Genomic DNA, 16,175 nt, shown 5'->3' with positions numbered 1-16,175 from the left:
AATATGAAATCCCGCCGCACGACCTCCCGCACCCCGGAACAGCGCGCCATGCTCGAGCAGCTGGAGCGCATCGCCGACGGCCTCGGGCAAACCCTCGCGCCGTTCTGCGAGGTCGTGGTGCACGACCTGCTGGCGCCGGATCAGGCCATCCTCGCGATTCACAACAACCTGTCCGGCCGCGAGGTCGGCGATCCCGCGACGGAACTCGGCATGGCCCGCATCGCCGACCCGGACTTCACGCAGATCCTCGCGAACTATGCGAACCAGTTCGCGGATGGCCGCCAGGCCAAGAGCACGTCCATCGGCATCAAGGATTCGAGCGGCCGCTATATCGCCGCGCTGTGCCTGAACCTCGACCTCACGCTGTTCCGCGGCCTGCAGAGCGCGATGAACCAGTTCATGCGCATGGACGCCGACGGTCCGCGCGAGACACTCGACCCCGCCGGCACCGATGCCATCCGCGCGCGCATCGACGCATTCGCCGCGCGCCACGCCACCACGCCGCGCGCGCTGCGCACGGACGAGCGCCGCACGCTGCTGGCCGAACTCCGCGCCGCCGGGCTCCTCGACGTGCGGCGCGCCATGGAAACCATCGCCGCGCACCTTGGCGTGTCGCGTGCATCCGTCTATAGCTATGCCCGCTGATGCCCAACTGCTGCTGCTCGACAAACACGCGGTCGAGTCGCTGCTGAACCCCGACGATGTCCTGCGCGCCGTGCGCGAGGCATTCACGCTCCACAGCGATCGCGAAGGCCGCGTATTCCCCGTCATCCGGGAACCGCTGCATACGGGCGGCGTGTTCGGCATCAAGGCAGGCGACGTCCCCGCGCAGGACCTGCTGGGGTTCAAGGCGGCGGGGTTCTGGCCATCGAATCGGCAACAGGGCGGCGAGCCGCATCAGGCCACGATCCTGCTCATCGATCCCGCGACGGGACGCCCGGTCTGCATGATCGACGGCAACGCGATCACCACCGCCCGAACGGGCGCGGCCGGCGGCATCGGCCTGCAAGCGCTCGCGCGGCCGGACAGCACATCGCTGTGCGTGTTCGGTACCGGCGTGCAGGCGCGCGTGCAGGCCGCCTTCGCGCTGCGGCGCCTGCCTTCGCTGCGCACCGTGCGTTATGTCAGCCACGGCGGCACGCCGGACCCCGCGTTCGAAGCCGCCATCGCCACACTGGCCGCCGGTATCGCTGTGTCGCACGACACCGACGGCAATCGCGCGGTCGCCGGCAGCGACATCGTCATCACCGCCACGCCGGGACGCGGCCCACTGTTCGATGCCGATGCCTTGCAGCCCGGCACACACATCAATGCGGTCGGTACCGATACGCGCGGCAAGCGCGAACTGCCGGCCGGCGTGCTCGAGCGCGCGATCGTCGTCGCCGACGACCGCGAGCAATCCGTCACGATCGGCGAGCGCCAATGGGCGCCCGGCGTGGCGTGCACCGAGATCGGCGACCTGCTGACAGGCAAGGCGTCCCTCGCGCGCCAGCCCGGCGATATCACCGTGTTCGACATGACGGGCCTGGCATTGCAGGACCTCACCGTCGGGCGCATGATCCACGAACGAGCCATGGCCGACGGCGTCGGGTGCGCCATCGCATGGCCCTGGTAACTCCACTACTGCCTCGATCCATGACCGATATCACCTTGCCCACTTACGCCGACATCGAAGCCGCCGCCAAACGGCTCGAAGGCTACGCGCACAAGACTCCCGTCATGACGTCCCGCACGGTCAACGACCTGCTCGGCGCCGAAGTGTTCTTCAAGTGCGAGAACCTGCAACGGATGGGCGCGTTCAAGTTCCGCGGCGGCTTCAACGCCCTCTCGAAGTTCACGCCCGAGCAACGCCGCGCCGGCGTGGTGGCGTTCTCGTCGGGCAACCATGCGCAGGCCATCGCGCTGTCCGCGCGCCTGCTCGGCATGCCGGCGACGATCATCATGCCGCACGACGCACCGGCCGCGAAGGTCGCGGCGACCAAAGGCTATGGCGGCAATGTGGTGATGTACGACCGCTACAAGGAAGACCGCGAGGCGATCGGCCGCAAGCTGGCCGAGGAGCACGGCATGACGCTGATTCCGCCGTACGACCATCCGGACGTGCTGACGGGCCAGGGCACCGCGGCCAAGGAACTGTTCGAGGAGGTGGGGACCCTGGACGCCATCTTCACGCCGCTGGGCGGCGGCGGGCTGCTGTCGGGCACGGCACTGGCCACGCGCGCGCTGGCGCCGCAATGCAAGATCTACGGCGTGGAGCCGGAAGCCGGCAACGACGGCCAGCGCTCGTTCCGCAGCGGCGAGATCGTGGACATCCCGACGCCGAAGACCATCGCCGACGGCGCGCAAACCCAGCACCTCGGCCACTACACGTTCGGGATCATCCGCCGCGATGTCACCGATATCCTCACCGCCACGGACGCGCAACTGATCGATGCCATGCGCCTCTTCGCCGCGCGCATGAAGATCCTCGTCGAGCCGACCGGGGCGCTAAGCCTCGCGGGCGCGTTCACGATCAAGCCCGAACTGCAGGGCAAGCGCATCGGCGTGGTGATCAGCGGCGGCAACGTCGATCTGGAACGTTTCTGCGAACTGCTGAAGCCGTAACGCTTCCGGCAGGGCCGGGGATCAGATCTCCCCGGCCTGCTTGACCTCCTCGCGCGTGCCCTTTGCCACCTCGGGCGGGAGTTGCAGGAAGATCCATGCCGATGCCGCCGTGATCACGCCGAGGCAGAGGAACGTCGTGTGGAACGCGGGCAGCACCGCCATGCCCGAATGGCGCCCGATACCCTGCTGGAACGTCGAGAGCAAGGCGCCCGCCGACGTCACGGCCAGGCTCATGGAGAGCATCTGCACCATCGACAGCATGCTGTTGCCGCTGCTCGCGGTATTGCCGCCGAGGTCCTTGAGCGTGACGGTGTTCATCGCGGTGAACTGGATCGAGTTGACCGCGCCGAAGATCGCCAGCTGCACGATCGTCAGCGCAAGCGGCCGTCCCGGCGCGATCAGCGCGAACGAGGCGATCACGATGCCGACCAGCACGGTATTGGTCATCAGCACGCGCCGATATCCGTGCTTCTCGATCAGCGTCGTCGCCAGCCGCTTCGCACCCATGCCGGCGGCCGTCACCGGCAACATCATCAGCCCCGCGTCGAAGGGCGAGAAGCCCAGGCTCACCTGCAGCGTGAGCGGAATCAGGAACGGCATCGCGCCATTGCCGATGCGCGCGAACAGGTTGCCCAGCAATCCGACGCTGAACGCATGGATGCGGAACAGCCGCAGCGGAAACAGCGGCTGCTGCCGCCGTCGCGCGTGCAGTACGTACACGGTCAGCGCGCCCAGACTCGCGATCAGCAGCATCAGCACCACGGCCGGCTGGAACCCCAGTTCCGCCAGCCCATCGAGCGCGAACGACAGGGTCACCATCGCCGTGGCGAGCAGGAAGTAGCCGCCGAGGTCGAACGGCCCGATGCCGGGCAGGCGCGCATTGGGCATGAAGCGAACGGTCGCCAGCGCCCCGATCACGCCCACGGGCACGTTGATCAGGAAGATCCAGTGCCAGGAGAACGTCTGCGTGAGCCAGCCGCCGAGCGTCGGCCCGATCAGCGGACCGATCATCCCGGGAATCGCCACGAAGCTCAGCGCCTGGAGATACTGGTCGCGCGGAAACGTCCGCAGTACCGACAGCCGCCCCACCGGCAGCAGCATCGCGCCGCCCACGCCCTGCACCACGCGCGCGATCACGAGCACCGTCAGCGATTGCGCCCACGCGCATAGCAGCGAGCCCAGCACGAACAGCGCGATGGCCACCTGGAAGATCGTGCGCGTGCCGAACCTGTCCGCCAGCCAGCCCGACGCCGGAATGATCACGGCCATCGTAAGCGAGTACGCGATGATGACCGACTGCATCCGCAGCGGACTCTCCCCGAGGCTCGCCGCCATCGCAGGCAGCGCGGTATTGACGATCGTCGAGTCGAGCGTCTGCATGAAGAAGCCGACCGCGACGACCCACAACATGATGCGCAGGTTGCGGTCGTCGGGCAGAGAGGTGGGCATTCGGGAAACTCCGGATGGGGGGCGCTGCAAAAACCGAAACCTTATGCCCGGCAAGCCCCCGAGGCAAGTCGGCCGATCGCCGACAAGCGAAATTGATGCATCGCAGCATCGAAACCCTCATTAGTTGGGCAATACCGGTAATACCTTGGTTTGGGGGTGTCTGGAAACTTCTTCCGCACAAGGGTACGCTGAGGGGCAGCCCGTGCGCGCGCATCGGTTCGGGAGCATTCCCCACCCTAGACAGGAGTCACCATGAAGACCATCGTTGCCCTCGCCGCCCTCGCCCTGCTGTCCACCGGCATGGCCCACGCGGCGGGCCCGGCCAATCCGGCCGACCGCTATGACTACAACATGCGGACGACCAACAAGGACGGCTACGTTCCGGACCCGAACCGCATCAGCAACAAGGACGGCTACACGCCCGACGCCAATCGCGTGACCAACAAGGACGGCTACGTCCCGGATACGGCCAAGAACGACAAGTTCGACCCGTACACGCAGGGCGCGCGCCAGAACACGGCCAGCGCGCTGGTCGACGACAAGGCCGCGAAGCCGGCCAAGAAGAAGTCGTCGGCCCACAAGAAGGCTCCGGCCGCCGCCGCGAAGTAAGTCGGCGCCCCTAGCCGGCGCCCTGCCCGCCGGCCCCCCTCTCCCCTCGGGAGAGGGGGAACACCCCCTCCGAAAATCCTTCACCCTTCCCCTCAGGAATACTTCCACCGTGCCGTTAACGGTCGATGCAGGGAGTTCTCTCCCATGCTTTTCTCAACCGATCGGACGACACTCATGGATACTTCCGTTGTCAGCGCGGCCAGCAATGCGGGGGCGAATCCCGTACCGCTGGTGATGCTGCGCAAGGCGCTGGACATGCAGGCCGCAGGCGTGGCCGCCCTGCTTCAGGGCATGCCGCAGGTCACCCCAGCCAGCAACCCCCCGCATCTCGGCCAGAACATCGACATCAAGGTTTGATGGAATGGGCGCCGGGCGTTGTGCGAAAACGCCAACTGCCCGGCATCCGGCAACCTGCGGACATCGCCAAGCGTAAGCCCTCGTATTAGAATCGGTCGCTTACTTGTCATTCGTTGCCGCCAGCCTGGTGGATTTCTGGAGATTGCGTTGTTGCACGCTGGCTCTTGTCCGGTGTTTTTGTTCGGGTCCCGACTCATGTCGTCCACGCACGCGAACCAGAGAAACCCACGCTGAGGAACTCGATGACCTCGATTACGTTTGATGTGGCTCTGGCTCACGACCCCGTCGATCGGGATTTCGTGGCGCTCGACGCGCTGTCCGCGGTGTCGGGCGAGAGTGCGGAAGAACGCGCAGCCGAACGCGAAGGCTGGGCATTGCTGGAAGCCACGGGCGACCTCGCCCTCCAGACCGGGACCGCCGGGCGCATCCGTCGCGCCACCGAGTCCTCGGCGCTGCTGCTCGACTACCCCCGCGAATACCTGCTGCGCGTGTCCGTGCTCGATATCGTCGCGGCCGAGGAACGCCAGCGCCTGGCCTGGCTGCTGCAACGCTGCGCGCAGGACGGCACGGTGCGCCGCGACCGTTTCCGGTTCGTCTGCGGCATCCGCAGCAGCCGCTGGATCGACCTGCGTATCACGCGCCGTGTCATCGATGACCGCGTCGATGACCGCACCAATACCCGCACCGACGACCGCGTCGATGATCGCGCCGGGGAGCGCACGGAACTGCTGCTGACCGGTCACGACGTCACGGATTGGGTCGAGAACGAACGCCAGCTCGTCGAACTCTCCTATCAGGACCCGCTCACGGGCGCCGGCAACCGTGCCTACATGCGCAAGCGCATCGCCGAGTTCTCGGCGCGCGGCACGCCGGGCCAGCTGTTCGCGCTGGCGCTGATGGACCTGGACGGCTTCAAGAAGGTCAACGATTCGCTCGGCCACGAGTTCGGCGACGCGCTGCTCAAGGAAATCGGCAAGCGCCTGCAGGACGCGCTGCGCTCGCGCAATATGGTCGCGCGGCTCGGCGGCGACGAATTCGTGCTGCTGCTAGAGGGGCTCGACTCCGAATCGGAAGCGATACGCATTCTCGAGCGCGTGATCCACGTCTGCCGCCAGCCGTTCCATCTGGGCGGCTGCCAGGTGCGTATCACCACGAGCATCGGGCTCGCATTCGGCGGCACCGCCTCTCCCGCCGGAAATCCCGCCGGAAATCCGGCCGACATGCCGCTGACGGAATCGCAGTGGCTGCGCCGCGCCGACCTTGCGATGTACGAGGCCAAGGCGCTCGGCAAAAACCGCTATTGCCTGTATTCGCCCGAATTCGAGCATCGGCTCGACGAGCAGTTCCGCATCGAGCAGAGCATGTTCGAGGCCGTGCAGAACGGCGAATTCCTGCTCCATTACCAGCCCATCGTGTGGCCCGAGACCGGCGAGGTCTGCGCGACCGAGGCCCTGATGCGCTGGGAGCATCCCCAGGGCGCGATCCCGCCCGACGTCTTTATTCCGATGGCCGAGAACAACGGCCTGATCAAGCATCTCGGCGCCTGGGCGCTGCGTTGCGCCTGCGCGCAGCTCGCCAGCTGGGATGCGCAGGGCATCCACGTGCAGCACATGTCCGTCAACGTATCGCCGGTGCAGTTCCGCCATCCGGGCTTCCTCGACAGCGTGCGCAACGCGATCCAGGACGCCCGTATCTCTCCGGACCGCGTGGTGCTCGAAATCACCGAAAGCGCGCTGATGACCGACCCGGCCGCGACCGAGTCGCTGCTCACGGAACTGCGCGCGCTGGGCATCCGCTTTGCGGTGGACGACTTCGGCACCGGCTATTCGAGCCTGTCCTATCTGCGCCGCTTTCCGCTGTCCGCGCTCAAGATCGACCGCAGCTTCGTCAGCGACATGATGGACTCCCCGCATGCGCGCACCATCGTGTCCGCGGTGATGTCCCTCTCGCGCGAGCTCGGTCTCGTGGCAATCGCCGAGGGTGTGGAATCGGATGCGCAGGCGCAGTTGCTGTCCGCGCAGGGCTGCACGCTGGTGCAGGGCTGGCGCTACGCGCAGGCACTGCCGCCGGGCGAGTTCGAGCGCGCGCTGCACGCCGGCGCGCTGCAGCTCGGCCAGACCGATGTATTTCCGTCGCAGGGGCAGGCATGAGAAAGGACGCCTTCTTCGAGACGCTCTGGAACCGCATGGCGCAGCAGGGAGACTTTCCCACGCTGCAGTATTCGGTCGATAACATCTTCAAGACGCTGCATAGCGACCTCAACGTCGGCCAAATGGCCTCGAGCGTGCTGTCGGACTTCAGCCTGTCGCAGAAGGTCATCCGCCTTGCGAATTCGGCGATGTACCGCTCGTTCGGCGGCGAGGTGACCACGGTGTCGCGCGCGATCCTCGTGCTCGGCGTGGAGGCGATCAGCCATCTGACGCTCGGCGTGCAGCTGCTCGACTATTTCCACGGCGTGGCGCCAAGCCGCCCGCAGGCCGCGCGCGCGATGACGCAGGCGCTCGTTGCGGGCGAGATCACGCGCGCGCTGAGCAATGCGCGCGGCATCAACGAAGGCGAGGAAGCGGTCGTCTGCACGTTGATGTACCACATGAGCCGGCTGTTGCTCGTGTTCTATTTCCCGGACGAGTGGGAACGCATCCAGGCGCTGACGGACTCGGGAGAGATGGCCGAGACCGATGCGTGCGTCGAGGTGGTCGGCGTATCGCTCGCGGAGATCGCGGAGGCCGCCGCCGTCAAATGGCGCCTGCCCGGACTCATCGCCAATACGATGAGCCACCGCCCGGTGACGGCCGAGACCGTCATCGAGACCCACACCGACTGGCTCGGCGCCATGGCGCAGGTTTCCTCGCAGGCGGCCGCCGCGATGACGCGGGATGCCGCGCCCGAGGACGTGGAAGCCCTGCTGAGCGAGCACGCACGCGTGCTGGGCCTCGATGCGGCCGATATCCGTTTTGCCATCCGCCAGGCGGGAACGCTCAGCGCCTCCATCGCGCAGGCGGAGGCCCCCGATACCGAAGCGCCCGCGCCCGAAGGCAAGCCCGCGGACGCCATCGAGCGGTTGCGGGTCGGCCTCGAAGAGGTGCGCCGCGAAGGCGCGGCGCTCTCCATCGGACAGATGGCGCCGCTCGCGCTGGAGTGCGTCATGCGCGCGCTCAACTTCGAGAATGGGTTCCTGATGGTGCTGAACCCCGGTGCCAAGCGCTTCGACGCGCGGCTCGGTTTCGGCAACGGCGTGCGCGAAAAGCTGGACGCGCTGTCGTTCGAAGAAGGGTTCGTGCCCGATATCTTTCACTTCGCGACGATCTCGCCGCGGCCGCTCCAGTTCGAGGACACGCACGACGCCGAAGTGGCCCAGCGCGTACCGCGCTGGTATCGCGACGCGATGCCCGAGGCACGCTCGGTGCTGCTCGCGCCGGTCAAGCTGCGCAACCGGTGCGTCGCGCTGCTGTGCGGCGACTGGGGCGCGACCTGCTGCGCGGGCGGGCTGACCGAGGCCGAACTCGAACTCGTCGGCGAGTTCGCGAAGGAGATCGGGGCGAGCTTCCTGCGTTCGGCCGCCGCGTAGTTCGCCTGCCTGCGGCGGGATCGAGGGGATCGAGGGGATCGAGGGAATCGAACGGAATATTTCGGCGCGCTCGCGTGTTTCAAGAACATGCAGACGCGCAATCTGTCTCAGCTATGAGGAGCGTGGATGCACTATGCTCATCATTGCCAAGTACGGAGCCCAGAGATGTCCGCCCCCCAAGATCGTCCCCCCCTCCTGCGTCCGCCTTTCCTGCACGTGGCCGTCCGGGCCACACTCGCCGCGGCCGCGGCCGCGCTGCTGCTGGCCGGCTGCTCGACGCTGCAGCCCATCCAGACCGCGGAAAAGCTCGTCGGCAGCCCCGAAAGTACCGTGCGTCAGACGTTCGGCGAGCCCACCGACACGTTCAAGCTCGCCGACGGCACCACGCGCTGGATCTACTCGAAGCAACCGTACGGCTACGACATCTACGCCGCCGATTTCGACGCGAACGGCCGCCTGAAGAGCTTCCGCGAAATGCTGACGGAAGCCGAGATCTATGCGGCGAAGCCGGGCGTCTGGACCAAGCAGGACGTGCTCGAGCGCTGGGGCCGGCCGAGGGAGCCGATCAACTACTACCCGCTGATGAAGCGCGAGGCATGGTCGTACCGCATGTATGTGGCACCGTACCAGCCCGCGCATTTCAGCGTCTACTTCACCGACGCCGGCGTGGTCGACCGCACGATGATCATCCTGGACGCGCGCGGCGACCGCAACCGCCGCTGATCTACCGCCGATCTACGACGGATCCTTGGTACGTGTCCGCGACACCGCGGACATGATGCCGATACCGAGCACGATCACGCATGCAATGCCGATATAGACCTGCGACACGCCCATCGTGACGAGCCCCCATGCAATGCCGCCGACAAGCAGCAGCACGCCGACCAGGTATAGCGCAAACGACATATGACACCTCCGGATGGTTGCAGCCTGCTTCATCGTAGGCAGCACATCCGCCGGCAGACATCGGTGACCGGCGGAGAGCGTTGTAGGCCGGTTCCTACCCCCGCCACGCGCAACGCTGGCCTGACCCCGGACAGGGGTTCGCCTACGGCTGTACCGACGGCTCGCGCTTGAGCGTGCGCAGCACGAACGTCGAGTGGCTGTGGCGCAGGCCCGGCAGCTTGTAGAGCTTGTGCCGCAGGAATTCCTCGTAGCCCTCGGTGCCCGCCACCGCGACCTTGATCAGATAGTCGTACTCCCCCGTCAGCAGATGCGCCTCGAGGACTTCGGGGAGTTCGGCCAGCGCTTCGCCGAAGCGATGCAGCATGTCGTCGTCGTGCCGGTCCAGCGTGACCTCGATCAGCACCGTGTCCGGAAAACCGAGCGCCTTCTGGTTCAGCAATGCCGCGTAGCCGTCGATGACGCCCGCATCCTCGAGCGCGCGCACGCGGTTCCAGCAGGGCGTGGCGGAGAGTCCGACGCGCTCGGCCAGCTTCGCGTTGGAGATGCGGCCGTCGCGGCGCAGTTCGCGCAGAATGCGGCGATCGATGTCGTCGAGCTTGGTAGGGTTATTCACGGAAAACGATGTCCGAAGAAGAATATCCCTCAGACTCTACACTAAACCCGTGATTCATCTCCATTCCGGCAAAAAATGGAGAAAAATAAGAAGCCTATTTCGAGGCACCGCTGGTACATTGTTTCCATCGCCCACCCCTGCCCGATACCCGCCATGTCCCTGCCAGCCCTGCAACTCGACCTTCGCCTCGACGGCACCGACACGTTCGGCGCGCTCGAATGGGTGCTCGCCAGCGCCCGCCGCACCGGTCTGTCGCTGCAGCAGATTCATATGCAGGGCCGCACCGCGCGGCTCGTGACAGAGGCCCCCGACGCCGATCTGCTCGAGCTGTTCCTGCGTCGTGTCGAACAAGGCGTGGACATGGCGGTGGTCGATGCGGTAATCGACGCGGGGATCGATGCGGGAATCGATGCGGTCAGCGAGGAAAAGGAAGCGCTTGCCGCCTGAGGCCACCGCAGCCAGTCACGCCGCGGACAGCAGCTCGATACCGTCGAGCTCCGCCGCGCACGTATCGCGCACGATCGACACAAAGTCGTCCACATAAGGCCGCTCGGCCATCGCGGTCGGCACGGTCGCTAACAACTCGCTCCACAATCCCTTCGCCCCGATCCGCTTGGCCAGCACATAGTCGTGGTCGACGTAGTTCTTCACGCCCCAGTTCGGTAACGCCGCCACCCCGCGCCGGCTCGCCACGAGCTGCAGCACCGCCACGGTCAGCTCGGCCGTGCGCCGCTGCAGGCGGATGCCCGCGGGCTCGAGCACCTCGCGAATCAGGTCGATGCGCGTCTCGGGCACGGGATACGTGATCAGTGTCTCGCCCGCGAGGTCCTGCGCCTCGATCCGCCGCTTGTTGCGCAGCCGGTGCTCGTTGGCGATGACGGCCAGGATCTCGAAGCGGAACAGCGGCGCCACGACGAGCCCGCGCCGCGTCGGCGGCTTCGATCCGATCACCATGTCCGCGCGCCCTTCCGCGATCAGTGACAGGGGGTCGGCGTGAAAGCCCGCCACGAGGTCGACCTCCACCTCGGGCCAGCGGCGCCGGAACTCGTCCATCACCGGCATCAGCCAGTCGAAGCACGTATGGCATTCGAGCACCACGCGCAATTCGCCGCTCGTGTCGCCCTTGAGCCGGACGAGATCGCGCTCGGCCTCGCTGATCGCGGCCAGCGACTCGCGCGCGAGCGCGAGCAGGCGCTCGCCGGCCGGCGTAAAGCGCAGCCCATGGCGTGTGCGATCGAACAATGCCATGCCGTAGTGCGATTCGATCGCCTTGATCTGATGCGATAACGCCGACTGGCTCACGTGCACACGCTCGGCCGCCACCGCGAGCTTGCCCGATTCCGCGATGGCTACCAGCGAGCGGAAATGCCTGACTTCAATCATGAATTCGATTCATATAATGTTTAAAACATGTCGCTTGATTCATTCTAGCCGCGATCCGACACTGTGCGCCACTCTGGATTTCTTCCGCACGCAGACATGGCACACACTCACACGCTCGGTTTTCCGCGCATCGGCGCGCGCCGCGAACTCAAGTTCGCGCTGGAATCGTTCTGGCGCGACGGCATGAAGGCGGACGCCGAGGCCCCGTTGCGCGAGACCGGTGCCGCATTGCGGCGCCGCCACTGGCAACTGCAGGCCGAGCACGGCCTCGCCCATGTCGCGGCCGGGGACTTCACGTGGTACGACCAGGTCCTGTCGACAACGGCGCTGCTCGGCGCGTTGCCCCGCCGTTTCGGTTTCGATGCCGCGCGGCTGACGCTGGCGCAATCCTTCGAACTGGCGCGCGGCAACGCGGCGCAGCCCGCGATGGAAATGACCAAATGGTTCGACACGAACTACCACTACCTCGTGCCGGAACTCGATGCGGACAGTACGTTCGACGGCGGGCCATCGTGGTTCTTCGATGAGATCGGCGAAGCCCTGGCGCTCGGGCACAAGACGCGCCCCGTACTGATCGGCCCCATCACCTACCTGTGGCTGGCCAAGAGCCATGTCGCCGGCTTCGATCGGCTGTCGCTGCTGCCACGCGTCGTGGCCGCGTACCAGCGCATCCTCGCGCAGCTTGCCGCGCGCGGCATCGAATGGGTCCAGATCGACGAGCCCGCGCTGTGCACGGACCTCGACGCGCGCTGGCTCGATGCCTGCGACACGGCTTACCAGTCGCTCGGCGGCCTCGGCATCAAGCTCTTGCTGGCCACCTACTTCGGCACGACCGCCCCGCATGCCGCGCGCGTGGCCGCGCTCCCCGTGCACGGTTTTCACCTCGACCTCGTGCGCGCGCCCGGGCAACTCGATGCATGGCTGCGCGTGCTGCCCGCGCAGGCAGTGCTCTCGGCCGGCATCATCGACGGCCGCAATATCTGGCGCACCGACCTGCGCGCGGCGCTCGCACGGCTGCGGCCGTTGCACGATGCGCTAGGCGATCGACTCTGGCTGGCCCCGTCGTGTTCGCTCCTGCATGTGCCGGTCTCGCTCGAGACCGAAACGCGCCTCGATCCGGAACTGCGGTCGTGGCTTGCATTCGCCACCGAGAAGCTTGACGAACTGCGCGTGCTGGCCACGGCGCTGACGCACGGCGAGGCCGCCGTCGCTGCGGAACTGATGGCGTCGGATGCCGCGCGCCAGTCGCGGCAATCCTCGCGGCGCGTCGTCAATGCCTCGGTGCGCAAGCGCCTTGCCGCCATCACGCCGCAGATGGCCACGCGCCAGAGTCCGTTCGACGCGCGCAACGCGCTGCAACGCGCATCGCTCAAGCTGCCGCCGCTGCCGACCACTACCATCGGCTCGTTTCCGCAAACGCCGGCCATCCGTCAGGCGCGTGCCGCGCACCGGCGCGGCGAGCTTGGCGCGCTGGCCTACCTCGAACGCATGCGCGCGGAAATCACGCACGCCGTGCGCAGGCAGGAGGCACTAGGGCTCGATGTGCTCGTGCATGGCGAGGCCGAGCGTAACGACATGGTCGAGTTCTTCGGCGAGCAGCTGTGCGGCTATGCGTTCACGGAGAACGGTTGGGTCCAGAGCTACGGTTCGCGCTGCGTGAAGCCGCCCGTGATCTATGGCGACGTCTACCGCCCCGAACCGATGACCGTCGATACCACGCGCTTCGCCCAGTCCCTGACCGAGCGTCCGATGAAGGGCATGCTGACGGGCCCCGTCACGATGCTCCAGTGGTCGTTCGTGCGCGACGATCAGCCCCGGGCGGCCACGGCGCGCCAGCTCGCGCTCGCCATACGCGACGAGGTCTGCGACCTCGAGGCGGCCGGCATCCGCGTGATCCAGATCGACGAGCCCGCGCTGCGTGAAGGCTTGCCGCTACGCGCATCGGAGTGGCCCGCATATCTGGAATGGGCGGTGGAAGCCTTCCGGCTGTCCGCGTCGGGCGTCGCGGACCGGACGCAGATCCATACGCATATGTGCTATGCCGAGTTCAACGATATCCTGCCCGCCATCGCGGCGATGGACGCCGACGTCATCACGATCGAGACGTCGCGTTCCGCCATGGAGCTGCTCGAGGGCTTTGGCGCGTTCGCCTACCCCAACGAGATCGGGCCCGGTGTCTACGACATCCACTCGCCGCGCGTTCCCGAGGTGTCGGCCATCGCGCGGCTGCTCGAGCGCGCGTGCGAAGTGATTCCGCCGGAACGGCTGTGGGTCAATCCGGACTGCGGGCTCAAGACGCGCGGCTGGCCGGAAACCGAGGCCGCGCTGACGAACATGGTCGCGGCCACGCATCAGTTGCGCGCACGCCTCGCGGCGTAGGACATCACCTCGATGGCCAATGCGGCGCTGTGTCACATGGCGTCCGCGCCCGCACATTCCTATCCTTGCGGTCGAGCCCATAAGATCAGGCCGATGGCATCTGCTCGCGGAAGCACATCGTCCGGCCGCAAGGAAGGTCATGAAACGAATCACAGCCTGGCGCCGCCTGTCGGTGTTGCCAGCCGCCGCGCTGACGGGCATTGCCGCCGCGCAATCCGCCAGCCCGTCCGCCAGCCCGTCCGCATCGACGGCGGGCGATCCGCCGTCGGCCGTGTCCACGCCGGAGGTCCGCGTGCTGCCCGCGGTCACGGCCACCGCGAATGCCAACGGCTCGCTCACCGCGCCGGGCATCGCGCGGCAACGCGAGTCGCTGTTCCAGTCGGCCGGCTCGGTCGGCTTCGTCGATGCGGCCTCCTATAGCGATACCTACGCCAGCAACCTGCGCGACGTGCTCAAGGACGCGCCCGGCGTCTACGTGGAAGAACGCTACGGACAGGAACTGCGGCTGTCGATCCGCGGCTCGGGCATCGCCCGCGGCTTCCATGCGCGCGGGCTCGATCTGCTGCAGGACGGCGTGCCGACCAACTTTGCCGACGGCAGCGGCGATTACTACCAGATCGATCCGCTCGGCCTCGCCGCCACGGAGATCTACAAGGGCGGCAATGGCCTCGCCTATGGCAGCACCACGCTCGGCGGCGCGATCAACTTCACCACGCCCACGGCGCTCACTGCCGACGCGCCCAACATGGTGCGCGTGGACGGCGGCAGCTTCGGCACGGCACGCGCCAGCGCGCAGGTCTCGCGCCAGATCGGCGCGTTCGACTTTCTCGCCAACCTGACCGTCAATCACGCCGAGGGTTATCGCAGCCACGAGCGCGGCCAGTACGAGCAACTGAACGCAAACTTCGGCTACCGCTTCAGCCCCGCCGTGGAAACGCGTTTCTACTTCGGCGCGTATATCGTCGATCAGCTGTTGCCCGGCTCGCTCACGCTCGATCAGGCGCTGCACAACCCCCGCATGGCCTCGGCCAGCGCGCTGGCGGGCGATCAGGCGCGCAACACGCGCACCGAGCGGCTGGCCAACGTGACCAGCGTCAAGCTCGACAACGGGCAACTCGACTTCACCTCGTGGGTCGTGCACAAGAGCCTCTACCACCCGATCTTCCAGGTCATCGACCAGGACGCGTGGACCTACGGCTTTGCGCCGCGCTATACCGGCAACTTCGCGGTCGGCCGTCTGCGCAACCAGATCATTGCGGGCGCGCGCTTCCTTGGCGGCAACAACGACGCGCGCCAGTACGTGAACGTCAGCGGCGATCGCGGCGCGCAGACGCTCAATGCGCGGCAGGATGCCTACAACTACGAGGCCTACCTCGAGGACCGTCTTTACGTGGTGCCGACCGTGGCGATCATGGCCGGCGCGAAGGCCTATCGCAGCCGGCGCGACTATACGGACTTCGGCGGCCTGCCCGCGAGCCCCACACCGCGCGCGGATGCCACGACCTATAGCGGCGTGAATCCGAAGTTCGGTCTGCTATGGGAGCCCGCGAAGCACGTGCAGGCGTTCGTCGATATCACGCGCAGCGCCGATGTGCCCGACTTCTCGGACCTGAACCAGACCATCGGCACCACGAACCGTTTCGTGCCGCTGGCGCAGCAGCGCGGGTGGACGGTCGAGGCCGGCACGCGCGGACAGACCGATCGCTACGGGTGGGACGTCACGCTCTACCGCTCGCTCGTACGCGATCAGCTCTTGCAATACACGGTCAGCCCGGACGTGCCGGCGTCGACGTTCAATGCGAACAAGACGGTGCTGCAGGGCGTGGAGCTCGGCGCCAGCGCGGACGTGTTGCACGACATCGTCGGCAAGGGCGACAAGTTCACGGTGTCGCAGTTGTGGAACTTCAGCGACTTCCGCTTCGACAACGATCCGGTCTACGGCAACAACCGCATCGCGGGCGTGCCGCGGCACGTACTGCGCACGACGCTCGCGTATAGCCGGCAACAGCGGCTGCGGGTGGCGGGAACGATCGACTGGGTGCCGAGCGGGGCGTATGTCGATTACGCGAATACGCAGCAGGTGCCGGCGTATGTGCTGTTCGGCGTGCAGGCCAGCTACGAGCTCGAAGGTCGCGCGCGTGGCGTGACGCTGTTCCTCGATGCGCGCAACCTGTCGAACCGTCGTTACATCAGCGACGTGAGTACGGTCGCGGACCTGCGGACGGCGACCAATACCGCGCTGTTCTATCCGGGCAATGGCCGGGCCCTGTATGCGGGGGTGAAGTACAAATTTTGAGAGGGGGGGAG

At 66.8% G+C, this 16,175-nt stretch carries 15 protein-coding genes; 11 read left to right on the top strand and 4 right to left on the bottom strand.

What is annotated here, in order from left to right; translation table 11 throughout:
* The first annotated feature begins 3 nt into the window (after window positions 1-3).
* The 3 genes from AAHB16_RS06415 to AAHB16_RS06405 are packed head-to-tail and all read left to right on the top strand — an operon-like array spanning window position 4 to window position 2,604.
* On the top strand, window positions 4-645 hold the full coding sequence (locus AAHB16_RS06415; protein ID WP_150376955.1) for a helix-turn-helix transcriptional regulator: 642 nt from the start codon (window positions 4-6) through the stop codon (window positions 643-645).
* Window positions 635-1,615 (top strand): ornithine cyclodeaminase family protein, encoded by a 981-nt coding sequence (locus AAHB16_RS06410; RefSeq protein ID WP_150376954.1) that lies wholly within the window; start codon window positions 635-637, stop codon window positions 1,613-1,615. Before AAHB16_RS06415 ends, AAHB16_RS06410 begins: the two co-directional genes overlap by 11 nt.
* Window positions 1,616-1,635: 20 nt before the next feature.
* On the top strand, window positions 1,636-2,604 hold the full coding sequence (locus tag AAHB16_RS06405; protein ID WP_342050385.1) for a threo-3-hydroxy-L-aspartate ammonia-lyase: 969 nt from the start codon (window positions 1,636-1,638) through the stop codon (window positions 2,602-2,604).
* 21 nt (window positions 2,605-2,625) lie between these two features.
* Here the strand turns inward: AAHB16_RS06405 and mdtD are convergent, their stop codons facing one another.
* Window positions 2,626-4,053, bottom strand: coding sequence for a multidrug transporter subunit MdtD (gene mdtD, locus AAHB16_RS06400; RefSeq protein ID WP_342050384.1), 1,428 nt, complete (start codon window positions 4,051-4,053; stop codon window positions 2,626-2,628).
* A gap of 252 nt (window positions 4,054-4,305) precedes the next feature.
* Between mdtD and AAHB16_RS06395 the strand changes: the two genes are divergently transcribed.
* From AAHB16_RS06395 to AAHB16_RS06375, 5 genes are all read left to right on the top strand, one after another.
* A complete protein-coding gene (locus AAHB16_RS06395; RefSeq protein ID WP_150376951.1) occupies window positions 4,306-4,662 on the top strand; it encodes a hypothetical protein in 357 nt (118 codons plus the stop codon).
* A gap of 174 nt (window positions 4,663-4,836) precedes the next feature.
* Window positions 4,837-5,019 carry a YjfB family protein gene (locus AAHB16_RS06390; protein WP_150376950.1) on the top strand — a complete coding sequence of 61 codons (183 nt, stop codon included), beginning with the start codon at window positions 4,837-4,839 and terminating at the stop codon, window positions 5,017-5,019.
* A gap of 242 nt (window positions 5,020-5,261) precedes the next feature.
* On the top strand, window positions 5,262-7,169 hold the full coding sequence (locus tag AAHB16_RS06385) for a putative bifunctional diguanylate cyclase/phosphodiesterase (protein ID WP_342050383.1): 1,908 nt from the start codon (window positions 5,262-5,264) through the stop codon (window positions 7,167-7,169).
* The gene (locus tag AAHB16_RS06380; protein WP_342050382.1) at window positions 7,166-8,587 is read left to right on the top strand and encodes an HDOD domain-containing protein; all 1,422 of its coding nucleotides are present in this window, start codon (window positions 7,166-7,168) and stop codon (window positions 8,585-8,587) included. Before AAHB16_RS06385 ends, AAHB16_RS06380 begins: the two co-directional genes overlap by 4 nt.
* A gap of 165 nt (window positions 8,588-8,752) precedes the next feature.
* Window positions 8,753-9,310 carry a hypothetical protein gene (locus tag AAHB16_RS06375; RefSeq protein ID WP_342050381.1) on the top strand — a complete coding sequence of 186 codons (558 nt, stop codon included), beginning with the start codon at window positions 8,753-8,755 and terminating at the stop codon, window positions 9,308-9,310.
* Between the two features lie 12 nt (window positions 9,311-9,322).
* Here the strand turns inward: AAHB16_RS06375 and AAHB16_RS06370 are convergent, their stop codons facing one another.
* Both AAHB16_RS06370 and AAHB16_RS06365 read right to left on the bottom strand, forming a co-directional pair.
* Entirely contained in the window at window positions 9,323-9,493 is a 171-nt protein-coding gene (locus AAHB16_RS06370; RefSeq protein ID WP_191002312.1) for a hypothetical protein, read from the bottom strand.
* Between the two features lie 142 nt (window positions 9,494-9,635).
* Window positions 9,636-10,106 carry an Lrp/AsnC family transcriptional regulator gene (locus AAHB16_RS06365; protein WP_150376947.1) on the bottom strand — a complete coding sequence of 157 codons (471 nt, stop codon included), beginning with the start codon at window positions 10,104-10,106 and terminating at the stop codon, window positions 9,636-9,638.
* A gap of 153 nt (window positions 10,107-10,259) precedes the next feature.
* On the opposite strand from AAHB16_RS06365, the gene AAHB16_RS06360 reads away from it, so the two are divergent.
* Window positions 10,260-10,553: an AsnC family transcriptional regulator gene (locus AAHB16_RS06360; RefSeq protein ID WP_342050380.1), complete on the top strand. Its 294-nt coding sequence runs from the start codon at window positions 10,260-10,262 to the stop codon at window positions 10,551-10,553.
* A gap of 15 nt (window positions 10,554-10,568) precedes the next feature.
* Here the strand turns inward: AAHB16_RS06360 and AAHB16_RS06355 are convergent, their stop codons facing one another.
* Entirely contained in the window at window positions 10,569-11,489 is a 921-nt protein-coding gene (locus AAHB16_RS06355; protein WP_342050379.1) for a LysR family transcriptional regulator, read from the bottom strand.
* 96 nt (window positions 11,490-11,585) lie between these two features.
* Here AAHB16_RS06355 and metE point away from each other — a divergent pair, with 96 nt between their 5' ends.
* Entirely contained in the window at window positions 11,586-13,868 is a 2,283-nt protein-coding gene (metE, locus tag AAHB16_RS06350) for a 5-methyltetrahydropteroyltriglutamate--homocysteine S-methyltransferase (RefSeq protein WP_342050378.1), read from the top strand.
* A 139-nt stretch (window positions 13,869-14,007) separates the two neighbouring features.
* Window positions 14,008-16,164 (top strand): TonB-dependent receptor family protein, encoded by a 2,157-nt coding sequence (locus tag AAHB16_RS06345; protein ID WP_342050377.1) that lies wholly within the window; start codon window positions 14,008-14,010, stop codon window positions 16,162-16,164.
* Window positions 16,165-16,175 lie beyond the last annotated feature (11 nt).

The sequence above is a fragment of the Cupriavidus sp. OTU4054 genome, assembly GCF_038440175.1.
GTDB lineage: Bacteria > Pseudomonadota > Gammaproteobacteria > Burkholderiales > Burkholderiaceae > Cupriavidus > Cupriavidus pauculus_D.
Note: the sequence above shows the minus strand (reverse complement) of the source record. Positions and strands in the feature narration are given on the sequence as shown.

Coding starts and splice junctions, on each gene's coding strand:
- AAHB16_RS06345 (WP_342050377.1), top strand. CDS start 14,008: ATGAAACGAATCACAGCCTGGCGCCGCCTGTCGGTGTTGCCAGCCGCC.
- mdtD (WP_342050384.1), bottom strand. CDS start 4,053: ATGCCCACCTCTCTGCCCGACGACCGCAACCTGCGCATCATGTTGTGG.
- AAHB16_RS06410 (WP_150376954.1), top strand. CDS start 635: ATGCCCGCTGATGCCCAACTGCTGCTGCTCGACAAACACGCGGTCGAG.
- AAHB16_RS06375 (WP_342050381.1), top strand. CDS start 8,753: ATGTCCGCCCCCCAAGATCGTCCCCCCCTCCTGCGTCCGCCTTTCCTG.
- AAHB16_RS06395 (WP_150376951.1), top strand. CDS start 4,306: ATGAAGACCATCGTTGCCCTCGCCGCCCTCGCCCTGCTGTCCACCGGC.
- AAHB16_RS06415 (WP_150376955.1), top strand. CDS start 4: ATGAAATCCCGCCGCACGACCTCCCGCACCCCGGAACAGCGCGCCATG.
- AAHB16_RS06360 (WP_342050380.1), top strand. CDS start 10,260: ATGTCCCTGCCAGCCCTGCAACTCGACCTTCGCCTCGACGGCACCGAC.
- AAHB16_RS06380 (WP_342050382.1), top strand. CDS start 7,166: ATGAGAAAGGACGCCTTCTTCGAGACGCTCTGGAACCGCATGGCGCAG.
- AAHB16_RS06405 (WP_342050385.1), top strand. CDS start 1,636: ATGACCGATATCACCTTGCCCACTTACGCCGACATCGAAGCCGCCGCC.
- AAHB16_RS06390 (WP_150376950.1), top strand. CDS start 4,837: ATGGATACTTCCGTTGTCAGCGCGGCCAGCAATGCGGGGGCGAATCCC.
- AAHB16_RS06385 (WP_342050383.1), top strand. CDS start 5,262: ATGACCTCGATTACGTTTGATGTGGCTCTGGCTCACGACCCCGTCGAT.
- AAHB16_RS06355 (WP_342050379.1), bottom strand. CDS start 11,489: ATGATTGAAGTCAGGCATTTCCGCTCGCTGGTAGCCATCGCGGAATCG.
- AAHB16_RS06370 (WP_191002312.1), bottom strand. CDS start 9,493: ATGTCGTTTGCGCTATACCTGGTCGGCGTGCTGCTGCTTGTCGGCGGC.
- metE (WP_342050378.1), top strand. CDS start 11,586: ATGGCACACACTCACACGCTCGGTTTTCCGCGCATCGGCGCGCGCCGC.